The sequence below is a fragment of the Kitasatospora mediocidica KCTC 9733 genome, assembly GCF_000744225.1.
Lineage (GTDB): Bacteria > Actinomycetota > Actinomycetes > Streptomycetales > Streptomycetaceae > Kitasatospora > Kitasatospora mediocidica.
The window spans coordinates 938,953-953,957 of sequence record NZ_JQLN01000004.1 but is presented as its reverse complement, the minus strand read 5'-3'; the positions used below and the strand labels follow the sequence as shown (position 1 = coordinate 953,957).

Genomic DNA, 15,005 nt, shown 5'->3' with positions numbered 1-15,005 from the left:
AACCGGAGGGGATGTCCTTGTCGGCTGAACTGGTCGAGCGCGAGAGTCAGCTGACCGTGCTGAAGGAGCTGCTCACCAGCGCGATCGCCGGGAAGGGCCGGATCGCGCTGATCAGCGCGGCCGTCGCCGGCGGCAAGACCGCACTCCTGGTGGACTTCACCGACCAGGCGGTCGCCGAAGGGGCGCTGCTCCTGGACGCCACCGGCTCGCACACCGAACGCGCACTGCCCTTCGGCGTGCTGCGCAAGGTGCTGGACAACGCCCCGCTCGACCCGGCCGCACACGCCGAGACCGTCCGCCTGCTCGACCTCGCCGGCACCGACAGCGCCGGCCAGGCGCGGGTACGGGCGATGCTGCAGCTCTCGGCGGCCCTGCTCCGGCTCGCCAAGGACCGGCCGCTGGTGATCGCCGTCGACGACGTGCACTGCGCCGACGAGGCCTCGCTGCAGTTCCTCCTCTACCTGGCCCGCCGGATCCGGCACAGCGGCATCCTGTTGGTGCTCACCGGCTCCGCCCGGCTCCAGCAGGACCAGCTCGACTTCCACGCCGAACTCCAGCGCCAGCCGCACTGCACCCGGATCCGGCTGCGGATGCTCTCCGCGACCGGAACCGCCCGGATCCTGGCCACCCGCCTGGCGGCTGACCTGCCGTCGGCCGACCCGGGCCCCTTCCCGGCGGTGGCCCGGCTGGGCGCCGAGCTGTACGAGGCCACCGGCGGCAACCCGCTGCTGGTGCGCGCCCTGGTCGAGGACACCGCGGCCGCCGCGCAGAGCGCCGGCGCCCTGCCCCCGCACCTGGTCCGCTCCGACAGCTACACCCAGGCCGTGCTGGACTGCCTGCACCGCGGCGAGTCCGAGACGCTGGACGTCGCCCGCGCCACCGCCGTGCTTGGCGAGAGCGTCTCCCCGGTGCTGCTCGGCCGGCTGCTGGACATCCGCCCCATGGCGGCGACCCGGGCCGTGCAGGACCTGGGCCTGGCCGCGCTGCTCGACGACGGCCTCTACCGCGACCCGGCCGCCCGGACGGTGGTGCTCGACGCGACCCCGGCGGCGATGCTGGCCGACCTGCACCGCCGGGCCGCGCAGCTGCTGCACAGTGACGGCGCCGCCGCCCCCGAGGTCGCCCGTCACCTGGTCGCCGGCCGCGAGACCGGCGGTCCCTGGACCGTCCCGGTGCTCCAGGAGGCGGCCGAGTACGCCCTGGTCGACGACGACATGGAGATGGCCCGGCACTGCCTGGAACTCGCCTACCGGACCTGCACCGACGGCCGCACCCGCGCCGCCATCAAGGCCCGGCTGGTGAGCGTCGTCTGGCGCACCACCCCGGCCGCCGTCGACGGCCACCTCTCGCAGCTGACCGCCGAGATGGGCACCGGCCGGCTCTCGCACCGCGACCTGGCGATGTCCGTCGCCTACCTGGCCTGGGCGGGCCAGCTGGACCGGGCGGCCGACGTCGTCGACGAACTCGCGCGCTCCGGCGAGTGGACCGACCCCGGTGACGTGGCCGCGCTCACCGCCGCCCGCCGCTGGCTGACCGTCTTCAGCCCGCCGCTGGGCGCCCGCTTCCCCGCCACCGCCGAGGTCCCGGCCGCGGGCCCGGCCCGGCTGCCGCGCGCCGACGGCCGCCCGTCCGCCGTCGAGCCGCCCGCCCCGACCGCGGACGACGCCCACCTGCAGGCGGCCTCGGCCGTCGCCGCCGCGCTGAGCCCCGATGGTGACCCGCAGGCGGCCGTCGCCGAGGCGGCCCGGGTGCTGCAGCGTTACCACCTCAGCGACAGCACCATCCACCCGCTGGTCTTCGCCCTCTGGGCGCTGATCTACACCGACCGGCTCGACCTCGCCCTCTCCTGGTGCGAGCGACTGCTCGGCGAGTGCTCCGGGCACCACGCGCCGTCCTGGCAGGCGCTGCTGACCGTGGTCCGGGCCGAGATCGCGCTGCGCCAGGGCGACCTGGCCGGCGCCGAACGGCACGCCCGGGCGGCGCTGGCCCAGATGTCCCCGCAGAGCTGGGGCGTGGCGATCGCGCTCCCGCTGGCCGTGCTGCTCCAGGCCTGCACCGGGATGGGGCGCTACGACGAGGCGATGAGCCTGCTGGAGCACTCCGTCCCGGACACCCTCGCCCAGACCCTGCCGGGCCTGCACTACCGACGGGCCCGCGGCCGCTGGTACCTGGCGACCGGCCGGCTGCACGCGGCGCTCGGCGACTTCCTCGCCTGCGGGGAGCTGATGGAGCGCTGGGGGGTGGACAGCCCCGACCTGGTGCCGTGGCGCGCCGACGCCGCCGAGGCCTGGCTCGCACTCGGGGAGCCGGAGCGGGCCAGGAGCCTGGCCGAGCAGGAGCTGCGCCGCCGCGGCCCGGCCCGCAGCCGCCAGCGCGGCGCGCTGCTGCGGGTGATCGGCAGCACCGGCGAGACGCCGGCCCGGCTGCGGGTGCTCCGGGAGGCCGTCGAGATCCTGGAGACCAGCGGAGACCGGCTGCAACTCGCGGTCGCACTCGGGGAGCTGGGGCGTGGCCACCGCGCGATGGGCGACGTCAACCGGGCCCGGATGCTGGTGCGCAAGGCCTGGCACGTGGCCAAGTCCTGTGGCGCCGAGCCGCTCTGCCAGCAACTGATCCCCGGTCAGGCGGACGGCGAACCGGCGCTGCCGAGCCGCGACAGCGACCTCCCCCAGGACGCGGAGGTGCTGACCGAGGCCGAGGGACGCGTCGCGCTGCTCGCCGCCCACGGGCACACCAACCGCGAGATCGCGGCCCAGCTCTACGTCACCGTGAGTACGGTGGAGCAGCACCTCACCCGGATCTACCGCAAGCTCCAGGTCAAGCGCCGCCGGGACCTGCCGACCAAGCTCTCCGGAAACACCCTGGTCGGCATCGCCTGAGGCCCGCAGGCCTGACGGGCAATCAGGTCAGCAGCGAGGCGCGCCGCCACATCGCCTGCGAGCGGCTGTCGATGATGCCGAGGTCGGTGAAGAAGGTGACCGCCTTGCGGGCCCAGTCGACCTTGGTGGCCCGCCAGTTCGGGTTCTGTGCGGCCGCCGCGCGGGCCTCGCGCGGGTCCAGGCCGGCGAGGGCGTAGACCCGCGGGTTGATCGCCTCGTTCACCGCCTCGTACGCCAGGACGCCCAGCACCTGGCGGAAGACCGCCCGCCGGGCCGGGCTCATCCTGGCCCAGCGGCGCTCCAACTCCGGCTTGGCGTAGCCGATGTGGCGGGCCTCCTCGATCACGTGGATCCGGGCCACCGAGCGGGCCAGCGGCTGCAGGCTCTCGTCGCGGATCATCTCGCGCTGCATCGCGTCGGTGAACTCCTCGACGAAGATCGCACCGGCGAAGGTCAACGTGGTGTCGTTGAGCAGCAGATGGAACTTGCCGCGCCGCTGGGCCCGCCGGCTGGGACGGGCCGAGGGGTAGCCGGTCGCGGTGATGTACCGGGCGAACATCGTGGAGTGCCGGCACTCGTCGGCCACTTCGGTCAGCGCGTACTGCGCGTGCTGGGTGGTGAGGTCGCTGTCGTAGACGTGCCGGACCAGGCCGTTCATCAGGATCAGCTCGAACCAGATGCCCGCCGAGGTGACGCTGGCCAGCTCGTGCACGCTCAACTGCGCCTGCCGGCGCGGGGTCAGCCGGTCCCACAGGGGGGTTCCGTAGAGCGAGACCCGGTGCGGGGGTATCGCGAACTGGTCGGGGTCGATCGGGGCGTCCCAGTCGATCTCGGTCAGCGGGTCGTGCGAGTGCCTGGCGGAGACGCGCAGCAGGCGTTCGGCGTTCTGCTCGCGGGCTTCCAGAGTGAGGGCGGGTGCGCTGGAGGGGGAGGTGTCTCGCACGGTGCTGCTCCTACGGGTGGGACGGGCGTCAGCTGGGGGAGGCGGCGGCGGGGGAGCCGCCCAGGGCGCGCAGGGCGAAGGAGATGAGAGCGGGGATCAGGTCGGCGGGTGCCCGGCCGTCGGCCAGCGGTCCGACCAGCGCCTCGCCGACGCCCCCGACCAGCAGGGCGGCGGTCAGCTCCGGGTCCTGGGCGGGCAGCCGGCCGGCTGCCACGCCCTCGGCGATCCGCGCGGCGATCACGTCGCGGAACGCCCTGCGGAAGACCAGGCGTTCGGCCTCCACCTCGGCGTCCACCGGTTCGGCGAGCAGCGCGTACGCCAGCCGGGGCGCGCCGAGCGCCCGTCCGGCGAAGGTGCCGATCACCGAGGCGACCTGGGCGTGCAGGTCACCCTCGAACGCGGCCGCGTCGCGCACCGCCGCGACCTCCCGCCCGACCACCGACCGGAACAGCTCGGCGACCAGTTCGGACTTGTTGCGGAAGGACCGGTAGACGCTGCCGGTCGCGATCCCCGCCCGTTCCGCGACGGCGGCCACCGAGCAGGCGGCGTAGCCGCGTTCGGCGAGCAGTTCGATCGCGGCGGTGAGCACGGTCTCGCGCTGTGCGTCGAGCCGGGCTTGCACGGCGGGCGTTTTCCGGTAGGCCACGGCAAGAAGTGAAGCAGGCATTCAGAGCTTCAGCAAGACTCCGTGTCAATAAGGATCTGCTGTCTCCGAACCGGTGCCGGGCACGGCAGCGGCGCCTGTGCACCGAAGTGCGCAGGCGCCGCCGGGGAAGGGGTCGGTCAGCCGATCGGCTGGGCCAGCGAGAGGCCGAACCGGCCCTCGGGGTCGGTCCACCAGTGGGTCAGTGCGAAGCCGGCCGCGCTGAGCTCCCGCTCGACCCGCTCGCGGCGGAACTTCGCCGAGATCTCGGTGCGCAGCTCCTCGCCCGCGGCGAAGTGAACCGCCAGGTCGAGTCCCGGGATCTTCACGCTCTGGTCCTCCCGGGAGCGCAGCCGCATCTCGATCCACTCCTGCTCGGCGTCCCAGTGGGCGACGTGGTCGAAGGCCTCCGGGTCGAAGGTGGCGTCCAGTTCGCGGTTCACCACGGTGAGCACGTTCTTGTTGAACTCCGCGGTCACCCCGGCCGAGTCGTCGTAGGCGGCGACCAGGACGGCCGGGTCCTTGACCAGGTCGGTGCCGAGCAACAGCGAGTCGCCGGGGGCCAGTTCGGCCCGCAGTGCGGACAGGAAGACGGCGCGTTCGGCGGGCAGCAGGTTGCCCAGCGTGCCGCCGAGGAAGGCCACCAGCTTGGGGGAGTTCACCGCGTGCGGCAGGTCGAGGCTGGCGGTGAAGTCCGAGACCACCCCGTGCACACTCAACTCGGGGTACTCCTTGACCAGTTGCTCCCCAGCTTCCTGGAGTGCGCTCTCGCTGACGTCCACCGGGACGTAGCTCTCCAGGGTGCCCAGCGCGTGCAACCCGTCCAGCAGGAATCTGGTCTTCTCCGAGGAGCCCGAACCCAGCTCGACGACGGTACGGGCCGCGGTGGCCGCGGCGATCTCGCCGGCCCGGGCGGTCAGGATGGCCCGCTCGGCGCGGGTCGGGTAGTACTCGGGCAACCGGGTGATCTCCTCGAAGAGTTCACTGCCCCGGCTGTCGTAGAACCACTTCGGCGGAAGCCACTTCGGGTCCGCGGTCAGTCCGCCCCGGACGTCCTCGCGCAGGGCGCGGGCGAAGTGGTCGGCGGGCAGCAGCCGGGTGAGCTCGAAGGCGGTCATCGGGGGTTGTCCTCTCGGTTCGGGTCAGCGGGGTCCAGCGGGCGGACGGTCACCGCGTCCGGGGTGGCCAGCAGGAGCGAGCGGTCGGGCACCGGGACCCAGCCCGGCCCGTCGTCGCTCGGCTCGGAGGCGACCAGCACCGAGCGGCCGCGCTCCAGGCGATGGAAGAGCGTGTCGCCCCAGGTGGTCGCGGCGATCACATGGCCGTTGGTGATCAGCAGGTTGAGGCGTGCCTCGGTGTGCCGGGCGACGTCCGCGACGGTGGCGGACAGCGCCGCCGCGGGCTGCTGCCCGGTGCGCAGCCGGCGCGCGAGCAGCGCCCAGACCAGTGCGGAGTCGCAGCGCGCGGCCAGCGAGAGCAGCTCGGCCGGCGGCAGCAGCGCGGCCAGCGGGTCCACCGCGTCCGGCCAGCCGCTGAGCGCGCCGTTGTGGCTGAAGAGCCAACTGCCGTCCGCGTAGGGCGCGGCGGCCGCCTCGCCCGGCGCCGTGCCGGACGTCGCGGAGCGGACGGCGGCCAGCAGGGCCCGGGTGCGCACCACGCGGGCCAGGTCGGGCAGGTTCTCGTCGGCCCAGATCGGCCCGGCCCGGCGGTAGCGGGCCGGCACCGGGTCGCCGTCGGCGTACCAGCCCAACCCGAAGCCGTCGGCGTTGACCGTCCCGTAGCGCTGCAACCGGGGGGCCCAGGACTGCCGGTACAGCCCGAACGGCTGCTCCAGCAGCAGTTCGGCGATCGGCAGGGGTGCGCCCAGATAGGCGAGATGACGGCACATCAGGCGTCGGCTCCGAGGTCGCGGGCCGTGCGGAAGCCGGCGAAGATCTGCCGCCGTACCGGGTGGTCCCAGTTGCGGAAGGTGCCGCGGCAGGCCACCGGGGCGACCGCGAAGCTGCCGCCGCGCAGCACCTTGTACGGCGCGGGCTTGCCGGGCTCGGCGAAGAACACCTCGGAGTACTCGCGGTAGGGCCAGGCCTTGAAGCCGGGGTAGGGGGCGAAGTCGCTGGACGTCCACTCCCAGACGTCTCCGATCAACTGCCGTGCCCCGTACGGGGAGGCTCCCTGCGGGTAGCTGCCGACCGGGGCCGGCTGGAGGTGGCGCTGGCCCAGGTTGGCGTGCTCGGGGCCGGGCGCGGCGTCGCCCCACGGGAAGCGGCGGGAGCGGCCGGTGGCCGGGTCGTGCCGGGCGGCCTTCTCCCACTCCGCCTCGGTGGGCAGCCGGCGGCCGGCCCAGCGCGCGTAGGCGTCCGCCTCGTACCAGGTGACGTGCAGGACCGGCTCGTCGGGCGGGACCGGCTCGGTGCGGCCGAAGCGGCGGCGCAGCCACTGGCCGTCCTCGCGCGACCAGAACAGCGGGGCGGTGAGCCCGGCGTCCATCCGGTGCTGCCAGCCGGCCGGGGTCCACCAGCGCGGGTCGTGGTAGCCGCCGTCCTCGATGAACACCTGGTAGGCCGCGTTGCTCACCGGTGTGGTGTCCAGGGCGAAGGCGGCCAGCTGCACCTGGTGCGCCGGCCGCTCGTTGTCCAGGGCCCATGGCTCGGTGTCCGTTCCCATGGTGAACGGACCTGCGGGGATCACGACTTCGGACGGCCAGTCGGCGTGGGCCGGCCTCGGCGGGGTGGGCGCCACGATCGCGGCGGCGCCGGCCCGCAGCTGATGGGTGATCAGCATGGTTTCGTCGTGCTGCTGTTCGTGCTGGGCGATCAGACCGAAGGCGAAACCGGCCCGCAGCAGCGGCGGACCGGCCAGCTCGACGCCGGCCAGCAGGTCGAGCACCCGGCCGCGCACCTCGTGGGCGTAGGCCCGGGCCTCGGCGGGTGGCAGCAGCGGGAGCTTCGGCCGTTCGGCGCGCGGGTGCTCGAAGGCGTCGTAGAGCTGGTCGATCTCGGGGTGCATCGGGTCGCGTCCGCCGACGTTGCGCAGCAGCCAGAGCTCCTCCTGGTTGCCGATGTGCGCCAGGTCCCAGACCAGTGGCGACATCAACGGGGAGTGCTGGGCTGTGAGTTCGCCGTCATCGACACAGTCGGTCAGGCCGCTGGTGCGCTCCCGGGCGGCCAGCAGTTCGCCGGCGATGGTCTCCCGCAGCTGCTCGTCGCTGAGGTCGGTGAGCAGGGGGAGCGCAGTGAGCGTGGTGGGATCGGGGTTCAGCACGGCGTTGCCTCCTGGGACGCGGGGCGCAGGCCCGCGCCGGGCGGGTCGAGCAGGTCGTCGGCGGGACAGCGGCCCCGGGCGGTGTAGCGGTCGACGAAGTCGGCTACCTTGCTGCGCAGTTGCTCGCTGGCACCGAGACCGGGCAGTGCGGCGTCGGCGGCCGCGAAGCAGGCCAGCGCGGCCCTTCGCAGCACCGGATCGTCCACCGCCCGGGTGGCCGCCCGGCTCCAGGCGGCGCCGCGCGGTCCGGGCTCCTCGGTGGCCCGGACGAGGGGTTCCAGCGCCTCCTGGGCGGCGTCGGCAGCGCGCGGGTCCTCGAAGAGCGCGGTGGTGAGCGCGGTGGTCACCATCCAGCCGTCGCCTGGCTGGGCGTCGATCATGCGCAGTTCGAGGTAGCCGTGCGGGCGCACCGGCGGGAACAGCGTGGTGATGTGGTAGTCGAGGTCGGCCACCGTCGGGCGCTGCCCGGCCGGGCGGCGCAGCCAGTCGCGGAAGGTCAGGCCGGCCGGGGCGTTCCACGGCCGGCCGTCGGCGCGGCGCACGCAGAGCACGGCGGCGTCCAGCACGTAGCGGGCCCAGGAGGCCCGAGGGTCGCCGTTCGCGCTCGGCGCCAGGGTGCGGCTGGGGTCCATCCGGGACCAGACGGCCTGCCGGGTGGACCGGTAGCCGGTCGGCCGGCCGTCCAGCATCGGGGAGTTGGCGAACGCGGCGACCAGCACCGGGCCGAGCCGGTGGGCGAGCAGCCAGCGCTCGCGGAACCCGTGCGCGCCGCCCTGGTCGGTGCCCGCGTCCAGGCAGACCTGGGTGGACGCGGTGCTGGTCATCATGATCTTGCCCCACGGCCCGGCCCGGCCGAAGAACTCCTCCATGGCCAGGTAGCGGGGCTGGCGCAGCAGGACCCGGCGCTCGCGCGCGTGCGGTTCGGTGCCGTAGCCGGTGAGGGTCAGGCCCTGGGCGGCGAAGGCGGCCCGCAGGGCGGAGAGGTCGCGCGAGGTGATGTCGAGGCACTCGCTGAGACTGTCGGCGGGCGGGGAGCTGAGCTCGACCTGGCCGCCCGGCTCCCTGGTGATCCGGGAGCCGTGGGGGAGGAGCGGGTCTTCCTGGGGCAGCCGCAGGGCTTCCAGCGCGGCGAGTGTGCGGTTGTGCTCGGGGGCGGCGTCAGGGCGACAGGAGTCGTGGATGAGCCACTCCAGCTCGACGCCCACCCGGCGCGGCGGGCCTATCTTGAAACAGACGCTTGCGACGTAGGCCTCGGCGGCGGACTGGGTCAACTCAGTCACCGTCGGAGGCGTCTGCGGCTCGGCGTCCAGGGGCGGGCTGGCTGCCCGTGCTGGTTTCACGTGATCCACCGTCCTCGGTCCAGGAAGCAACCCGGTCTTCCTGCCCAGTTTGCGACGGGCCACACGGCGTTGCCGGATACCCGTGGGTAGGAAGTGGATCTCCGCTGGTCAGCGCTGGCAACCGGGTGATGTGACGCGGGTCACGGGGGCCCCAGAAATATGTGGGGAGCTTTTCCCCGTTTGCCGTACAGTAGGACGAAGTGGGGAACCAGTCCCCGGAAAACGACGCGGAACCGATCCCGGAAGGAGTGTCGTGATGAGTGCCATCAAAGCTGTCCGCAGTGTGCTGGCCGGGTGTGCCGTGAAGGCCGCCCAGGCCGAACCGGCCACCAAGCCTACGACGCCCCGCCTCCGGGCGGACGCCACCCGCAACCGGGAGCGGATTCTCGCCGCCGCCCGGGAGATCCTGTCCGAGAGCGGCGCCGAGGCGCCGCTGGACGAGATCGCCAAGCGGGCCGGTGTGGGGAACGCCACGCTCTACCGGAACTTCCCGGACCGCACGACGCTGGTCCGCGAGGTCGCCCGCTCCGTGATGGACCGCATCCTGGTCCAGGCGGAACAGGGACTGGTGGACGGCTCCGAACCGTTCGAGGCGCTCAAGCGCTTCGTCCACGTCGCCGCCGAGGAGCGGATCGGCGCGCTCTGCACCATGCTCACCGCGGGCGTGGACCTCAAGCAGGACGAGCAGCTCTACGCGATCCGGGCCCGGCTGGAGGAGGTGGTCGAGCAGCTCATGCAGCGCGCCCGGCAGGCCGGCCAGCTGCGTGCGGACGTCGGTCCGGGTGACCTGTTCGTCGCGGTCGCCCAGCTCACCCGTCCGCTGCCGGGCACCGGCTGCCTCGACCTCGGCTCCTTCGTCCACCGCCACCTGCATCTGTTCCTGGACGGTCTGCGGACCCCCACGCCATCCGAACTCCCAGGCCGGGCCGCTACTTTGGCAGACCTGCGGAACCAGCCCGCGCCCGTTCACGGCTGACCGGCCGGTCGGCCCGACGCGGCCCGACCCGACCCCGGCACGTCCTCGGACGCCCCCAGACGTTCTCGTTCCGTCACGCTTCGCACCAGCACGACCGCCGGCTCCACCAGCACCGTTAGGTGAGTAAACCCATGTCTGAAACCGTTCCACAGCCCGATCCCAGGCGCTGGAAGGCCCTGGCCTTCATCGGCCTGGCCCAGCTGATGGTGGTGCTGGACGCGACCATCGTCAACATCGCCCTGCCGTCCGCGCAGCGTGACCTCGCCTTCTCCGACACCAGCCGCCAGTGGGTCATCACCGCCTACGCGCTGGCCTTCGGCGGCCTGCTGCTGTTCGGCGGGCGGCTCTCCGACCTGCTGGGCCGGCGCCGGATGTTCATCATCGGCCTGGTCGGCTTCGCCGCCGCCTCGGCGCTCGGTGGCGCCGCCGCCAACATCAGCATGCTGATAGGCGCCCGCGCCCTGCAGGGCGTGTTCGGCGCGATGCTCGCGCCCGCCGCACTCTCGCTGCTCTCGGTGATGTTCACCGAGGCCAACGAACGCGCCAAGGCGTTCGGTATCTACGGCGCCATCGCCGGTGGTGGCGGTGCGATCGGCCTGATCCTCGGCGGTCTGCTCACCGAGTACCTCAACTGGCGCTGGACCCTCTTCGTCAACGTCCCGTTCGCCGTCATCGCCGTCATCGGCGCGGTCATGGTGATCCGCGAGCCCGGCGGAGCCCGCAACCGCAACCCGCTGGACATCCCCGGCGTGCTGCTGGTCTCCACCGGCCTGGTCTCCCTGGTCTACGGCTTCACCAAGGCCCAGGAGGACAGCTGGACCTCCGGGACCACGATCGGCCTGTTCGTCGCCGCCGCCGTGCTGCTGGCCGCGTTCGTCGCGGTCGAGAGCCGGGTCAAGAGCCCGCTGCTGCCGCTGCGCGTGGTGCTCAACCGCAACCGCGGTGGCGTCTACCTCTCGCTGGGCCTCGCGGTCATCGGGATGTTCGGCCTCTTCCTCTTCCTGACCTACTACCTGCAGAACGTGCTCGGCTACTCCCCGGTCAAGACCGGTGTGGCGTTCCTGCCGATGGTGGCCGGCATGATCACCGGCTCCACCCAGATCGGTGCCCGCCTGATGAACCGGGTCCCGGCCCGCTGGCTGATGGGCCCCGGCTTCCTGGTCGCGGCCTCCGGCCTGGTGATCCTCACCCAGATCAAGGTCGACTCGTCCTACTGGCTGATCCTGCCCGGCCTGGTCCTGATGGGCCTCGGCATGGGTACCGCGTTCATGCCCGCCATGAGCCTGGCGACCTACAAGGTGCAGCCGCAGGACGCCGGTGTCGCCTCCGCGATGGTCAACACCTCGCAGCAGGTCGGCGGCGCCATCGGCACCGCGCTGCTCAGCACGGTGGTCGCGAGTGCGATGAAGGCCTACCACCCCACGCACGTCACCAGCAAGACCAACGCGATGCTGCAGGTCCAGGTGCACGGCTTCGCCACCGCGATCTGGTGGTCGGCCGGGATCCTGGCGCTCGCCTCGCTGATCGCCTTCACCTTCCTGAACGCCGGTCACATGGGCCACAACCCGGACGCCTCGGACGAGGACAAGCAGGACTTCGTCCCGGCCATGGCGCACTGACGCCCGGTCCGTCCTGAACGGCGCTGCCCCCTCCACGCGGAAGGGGGCAGCGCCGTTCTCGTCGCGGGGAAAAGCGCTGGTCGAGGCCGATCGGCAATTTGTACGATCACCCCTATGACGATGCCCCCCGCGCACCCGCCCAAGCCACGACCCGGCGACCGGGTCGCCGTGATCTCCCCCTCCCAGGGCACCCCGGGCCGGCTCCCGCTGCCCTACGAACTGGGGCTGCGGCGGCTGCGCGAGGACTTCGGCCTGGTGCCGGTCGAGTACCCGGCCACCCGGCTCTTCGGCTCCACCCCGCAGCAGCGTGCGGCGGACATCCACGCGGCGTTCGCGGACCCGCAGATCAAGGCGGTCATCGCCACCATCGGCGGCGACGACCAGATCACCGTACTGCCGCTGCTGGACCGGGAGTTGATCCGGGCCAACCCGAAGCCGTTCTTCGGCTACAGCGACAACACCAACCTGCTGCTCTTCCTGCGCAACCTGGGCATCGTCAGCTACCACGGCGCCTCGGTGATGGTGCAGCTGGGCCGTCCCGGCGCGCTGCACCCGCTGACCGCGGACTCGTTGCGTGCGGCGCTGTTCGACTCCGGCAGCTACGAGCTTCGGCCGTCCGCGGACTTCGGCGACGTCGAGGCCCACTGGTCCGACCCGGCGACCTTCGAGGCCGAGCCGGCGATGGAGCCCGCCGAGGGCTGGATCTGGCACAACGCCGACAAGGTCGTCGAGGGCCTCGGCTGGGGCGGCAACCTGGAGATCCTCTCCTGGCTGCTGATGGCCGACCGCGAGATCCGCCCGGTCGAGGAGTACGCGGGACAGGTGCTCTACCTGGAGACCTCGGAGGAGCTGCCGAGCGCCGACGAGGTCCACCGGATCCTGCGCAACATGGGTGAGCGCGGCCTGCTGCGCCAGTTCCCCGCCGTCCTGATGGCCCGCGCGAAGGGCTGGAGCTTCGAGCACCCGAACGCCGCGCCGGAGAAGGCCGCCTACCGGGCGGCCCAGCGCGAGGCGGTGCTGCGCGCCCTGGCCGACTACGCCCCGGACGCCGTCGCCGTCTTCGACGTCGACTTCGGCCACACCGACCCACAGCTGGTCATCCCCTGCGGCGGCCGGATCCGCGTCGACGGCCCGGCCCGCCGGATCACCGTGCAGTACTGACGGCAGCGCGACCCCCGACCCCAGAACCCCGGCCCCCGGCCTCCGGCCGGTCCGACCAGCACGCGCAGCTCACCGAGCGCGCCGCACCCCGTCTTCAACGTGAGGTCACCATCACCGTGGACACCGACGTCCAGAGCTTTGCCGTCGCCAACCTCCGCCGACGTCCCGTGGTCGTCGAGACCGCCGGCTTCGTCGTGGGGTTCGACCCCGGTACCACCAGCCCGTACATCAACTACGCGACGCCGCTGCCCGGCGCCGAGCCGACCGCCGCGGACGTCGCCACCCTGGTCGCGGCCTTCCGTGACCGCGGGCTGAAGCCCCGCCTGGAGTTCGCCCCCGACGCCGCACCCGCCGTGGAGCCCGCGCTGCGCGAGGCCGGCTTCACCCGCGAGGCGGTGCACGAGTACCTGCTCTGCACCCCGGCCACGCTGGCCGTGCCGCAGCCCGGCCCGGGCCGTCCGATCGTGGAGATCCCGTCCACCGACGAGGACTTCACGGCGATCGACGAGGCCCTGGCCGAGGCGTTCGCGGGCGAGTTCCCCGCCTCTGCCGAGGGCGCGGCCCGGCTGCGCCGTACCCACGAGACGGGCGGCGCCGTGCGCTTCGTCCGTTCCCCCGACGGCAGGTGTGCGGGCGGGGCGATGACCTCCGCGCCGGCCGTCGGCACCTCGGAGCTGGCCGGGGTCGGGACGCGCCCGGACTTCCGCGGCCAGGGCGTCGCCGCCGCCGTCACCGCGGCACTCGCCGAGGCGATGTTCGCCGGCGGGGCGGCATCCGTCTGGCTCGAGTACTCCGGCGAGGGCTCGCGCCGGGTCTACGAGCGGGTCGGGTTCCGGCCGCACGGAACGCGGCTCTACGTGTCCCTGGCCGACCCGGCCTGACCGCGCAGGGTCGCCACCACCGAGCTGAGGTCCGGCGCGAGCCGGACCTCCACGGCGCGCAGGGCGGGGTGCTCCAGCCAGTGCAGCCGGGCGGTGTCGGGGCGGCCCTCGTGCAGCGGCGGCCAGCCGGGGGAGGGGGTGAAGTCGTCCATCACCAGGGTGCCCTGGGGGCTGAGCAGCCGGGCCGGGTCGGCGGGCGGCTCGATGCCCTTGCCCTGGCCGCCGCCGTCCAGCACCAGCAGGTCGAACGGTCCGTGCTCGTACAGCTCGGTCCAGTCCGCGCAGAGCACCCGGACCTGCGGCTGGTCGGCGAAGACCTCGGCGGCGACCGCTGCCCTGGCCGGGTCGCGTTCGACGCTGACCAGCCGCACCCCGGGCGCCGCGCCGCTCGCCAGCCAGGCCAGGCCGACCCCGCAGCCGGTTCCGCTCTCGCCGATCAGGCCCGCCGCCCCGCCGGCCAGCGCCCTGATCAGCAGGCCCTGTTCGGGGTGGCAGGAGTGTTCGAAGCCGTGCGCCCGCGCCACCTCCAGGGCGCGGCGCACCAGCGGCGGCAGGTCGGGCAGGCGGTGGTGCGCGGCGGTGCCGTGCGTCGACATCGGGTCTCTTCTCAGCCGGCCTTCGAGACCAGTTCGGCCAGCAGCTCCTGACCCTGCGGCCAACTGCCCATCTTGGAATCGCTGTTGATGTGCCCGTGCGGACCGAGCTCGACCAGCCGGGCGCCCCAGTTCTCGGCGAACCGCCGGGACCGCTCGATGCTGGCCCACGGGTCGTCGCTGCTGGCGACCACGATGCTGGGGAACGGCAGCGAGCGCAGCGGGATCGGCTGGAAGGTCCGGAGTCCCGGGTCCACCGCGTTGTCGATGTCGGCGGGCGCGACCAGCAGCGCGCCGGCCACCGGCAGGCCGTGACGCGCCGCCCAGTGCGCGACGGTGATGCAGCCGAGGCTGTGCGCGACCAGCACGACCGGTCCTGGCTGGGCCAGGACGGCCCGGTGCAGGGTCGCCACCCACTCGTCGACCTGCGGGGCGTCCCAGTCGGCCTGCTCGACGCGCAGGTACGCGGGGTGCTCCCGCTCCCACTGGCTCTGCCAGTGCTCGGGGCCGGACCCCTGGTAGCCGGGGAGAACGAGGACGGAGGCGGCGGTGTCAGTCACCCGGTCAGTTTATCGGCCTGATGATCCGCCAGGAAGGGCCACTCCAGCCACCTCGGACCGCGATATGTACAGACACCTCAACGGCTGTCCCCGGGTCTTCCGCTGTTCACCCTTGACTGGAATCATCCTTACCCGCAGGTAACTCGCCG

13 protein-coding genes are annotated in these 15,005 nt (G+C 73.2%); 5 read left to right on the top strand and 8 right to left on the bottom strand.

The genetic code is table 11. From position 1 onward, the window contains the following. Positions 1-11: 11 nt before the first annotated feature. Positions 12-2,879 carry a helix-turn-helix transcriptional regulator gene (locus tag BS80_RS11905; protein WP_035796280.1) on the top strand — a complete coding sequence of 956 codons (2,868 nt, stop codon included), beginning with the start codon at positions 12-14 and terminating at the stop codon, positions 2,877-2,879. Between the two features lie 22 nt (positions 2,880-2,901). Here the strand turns inward: BS80_RS11905 and BS80_RS11900 are convergent, their stop codons facing one another. From BS80_RS11900 to egtA, 6 genes are all read right to left on the bottom strand, one after another. Beyond that, entirely contained in the window at positions 2,902-3,822 is a 921-nt protein-coding gene (locus BS80_RS11900; protein ID WP_035796278.1) for an AurF N-oxygenase family protein, read from the bottom strand. Positions 3,823-3,850: 28 nt separating this feature from the next. After that, positions 3,851-4,468: a TetR/AcrR family transcriptional regulator gene (locus BS80_RS11895; RefSeq protein WP_035796274.1), complete on the bottom strand. Its 618-nt coding sequence runs from the start codon at positions 4,466-4,468 to the stop codon at positions 3,851-3,853. 137 nt (positions 4,469-4,605) lie between these two features. After that, a complete protein-coding gene (gene egtD / locus BS80_RS11890; protein ID WP_035796272.1) occupies positions 4,606-5,583 on the bottom strand; it encodes an L-histidine N(alpha)-methyltransferase in 978 nt (325 codons plus the stop codon). Next, positions 5,580-6,353, bottom strand: coding sequence for an ergothioneine biosynthesis protein EgtC (egtC, locus tag BS80_RS11885; protein ID WP_035796270.1), 774 nt, complete (start codon positions 6,351-6,353; stop codon positions 5,580-5,582). Before egtC ends, egtD begins: the two co-directional genes overlap by 4 nt. Beyond that, positions 6,353-7,726: an ergothioneine biosynthesis protein EgtB gene (gene egtB / locus BS80_RS11880; RefSeq protein WP_408607363.1), complete on the bottom strand. Its 1,374-nt coding sequence runs from the start codon at positions 7,724-7,726 to the stop codon at positions 6,353-6,355. The genes egtC and egtB overlap by 1 nt, the downstream gene beginning before the upstream one ends. Continuing rightward, complete coding sequence (gene egtA / locus BS80_RS11875; protein ID WP_035796269.1) at positions 7,720-9,006, bottom strand: ergothioneine biosynthesis glutamate--cysteine ligase EgtA; 1,287 nt, start codon at positions 9,004-9,006, stop codon at positions 7,720-7,722. Before egtA ends, egtB begins: the two co-directional genes overlap by 7 nt. A gap of 316 nt (positions 9,007-9,322) precedes the next feature. Here egtA and BS80_RS11870 point away from each other — a divergent pair, with 316 nt between their 5' ends. From BS80_RS11870 to BS80_RS11855, 4 genes are all read left to right on the top strand, one after another. Continuing rightward, on the top strand, positions 9,323-10,042 hold the full coding sequence (locus tag BS80_RS11870; RefSeq protein WP_083974549.1) for a TetR/AcrR family transcriptional regulator: 720 nt from the start codon (positions 9,323-9,325) through the stop codon (positions 10,040-10,042). A gap of 131 nt (positions 10,043-10,173) precedes the next feature. Continuing rightward, the gene (locus tag BS80_RS11865) at positions 10,174-11,661 is read left to right on the top strand and encodes an MFS transporter (protein WP_035796267.1); all 1,488 of its coding nucleotides are present in this window, start codon (positions 10,174-10,176) and stop codon (positions 11,659-11,661) included. 120 nt (positions 11,662-11,781) lie between these two features. Then, the gene (locus tag BS80_RS11860; protein WP_408607373.1) at positions 11,782-12,822 is read left to right on the top strand and encodes a S66 family peptidase; all 1,041 of its coding nucleotides are present in this window, start codon (positions 11,782-11,784) and stop codon (positions 12,820-12,822) included. Between the two features lie 116 nt (positions 12,823-12,938). Beyond that, complete coding sequence (locus BS80_RS11855; protein WP_035796261.1) at positions 12,939-13,703, top strand: GNAT family N-acetyltransferase; 765 nt, start codon at positions 12,939-12,941, stop codon at positions 13,701-13,703. On the opposite strand, the gene BS80_RS11850 is transcribed toward BS80_RS11855, so the two are convergent. Together BS80_RS11850 and BS80_RS11845 are read right to left on the bottom strand one after the other, a co-directional pair. Then, entirely contained in the window at positions 13,676-14,299 is a 624-nt protein-coding gene (locus BS80_RS11850) for an O-methyltransferase (protein ID WP_035796259.1), read from the bottom strand. The two genes, BS80_RS11855 and BS80_RS11850, sit on opposite strands and share 28 nt — an antisense overlap. Positions 14,300-14,310: 11 nt before the next feature. Beyond that, positions 14,311-14,856: an RBBP9/YdeN family alpha/beta hydrolase gene (locus tag BS80_RS11845; RefSeq protein WP_035796255.1), complete on the bottom strand. Its 546-nt coding sequence runs from the start codon at positions 14,854-14,856 to the stop codon at positions 14,311-14,313. Positions 14,857-15,005: the final 149 nt, after the last annotated feature.

Excerpts from the sequence above, each read along its gene's own strand:
- BS80_RS11850 (WP_035796259.1), bottom strand. The coding sequence starts at position 14,299 with ATGTCGACGCACGGCACCGCCGCGCACCACCGCCTGCCCGACCTGCCG.
- BS80_RS11905 (WP_035796280.1), top strand. The coding sequence starts at position 12 with ATGTCCTTGTCGGCTGAACTGGTCGAGCGCGAGAGTCAGCTGACCGTG.
- egtD (WP_035796272.1), bottom strand. The coding sequence starts at position 5,583 with ATGACCGCCTTCGAGCTCACCCGGCTGCTGCCCGCCGACCACTTCGCC.
- BS80_RS11870 (WP_083974549.1), top strand. The coding sequence starts at position 9,323 with ATGAGTGCCATCAAAGCTGTCCGCAGTGTGCTGGCCGGGTGTGCCGTG.
- egtC (WP_035796270.1), bottom strand. The coding sequence starts at position 6,353 with ATGTGCCGTCATCTCGCCTATCTGGGCGCACCCCTGCCGATCGCCGAA.
- BS80_RS11865 (WP_035796267.1), top strand. The coding sequence starts at position 10,174 with ATGTCTGAAACCGTTCCACAGCCCGATCCCAGGCGCTGGAAGGCCCTG.
- BS80_RS11860 (WP_408607373.1), top strand. The coding sequence starts at position 11,782 with ATGCCCCCCGCGCACCCGCCCAAGCCACGACCCGGCGACCGGGTCGCC.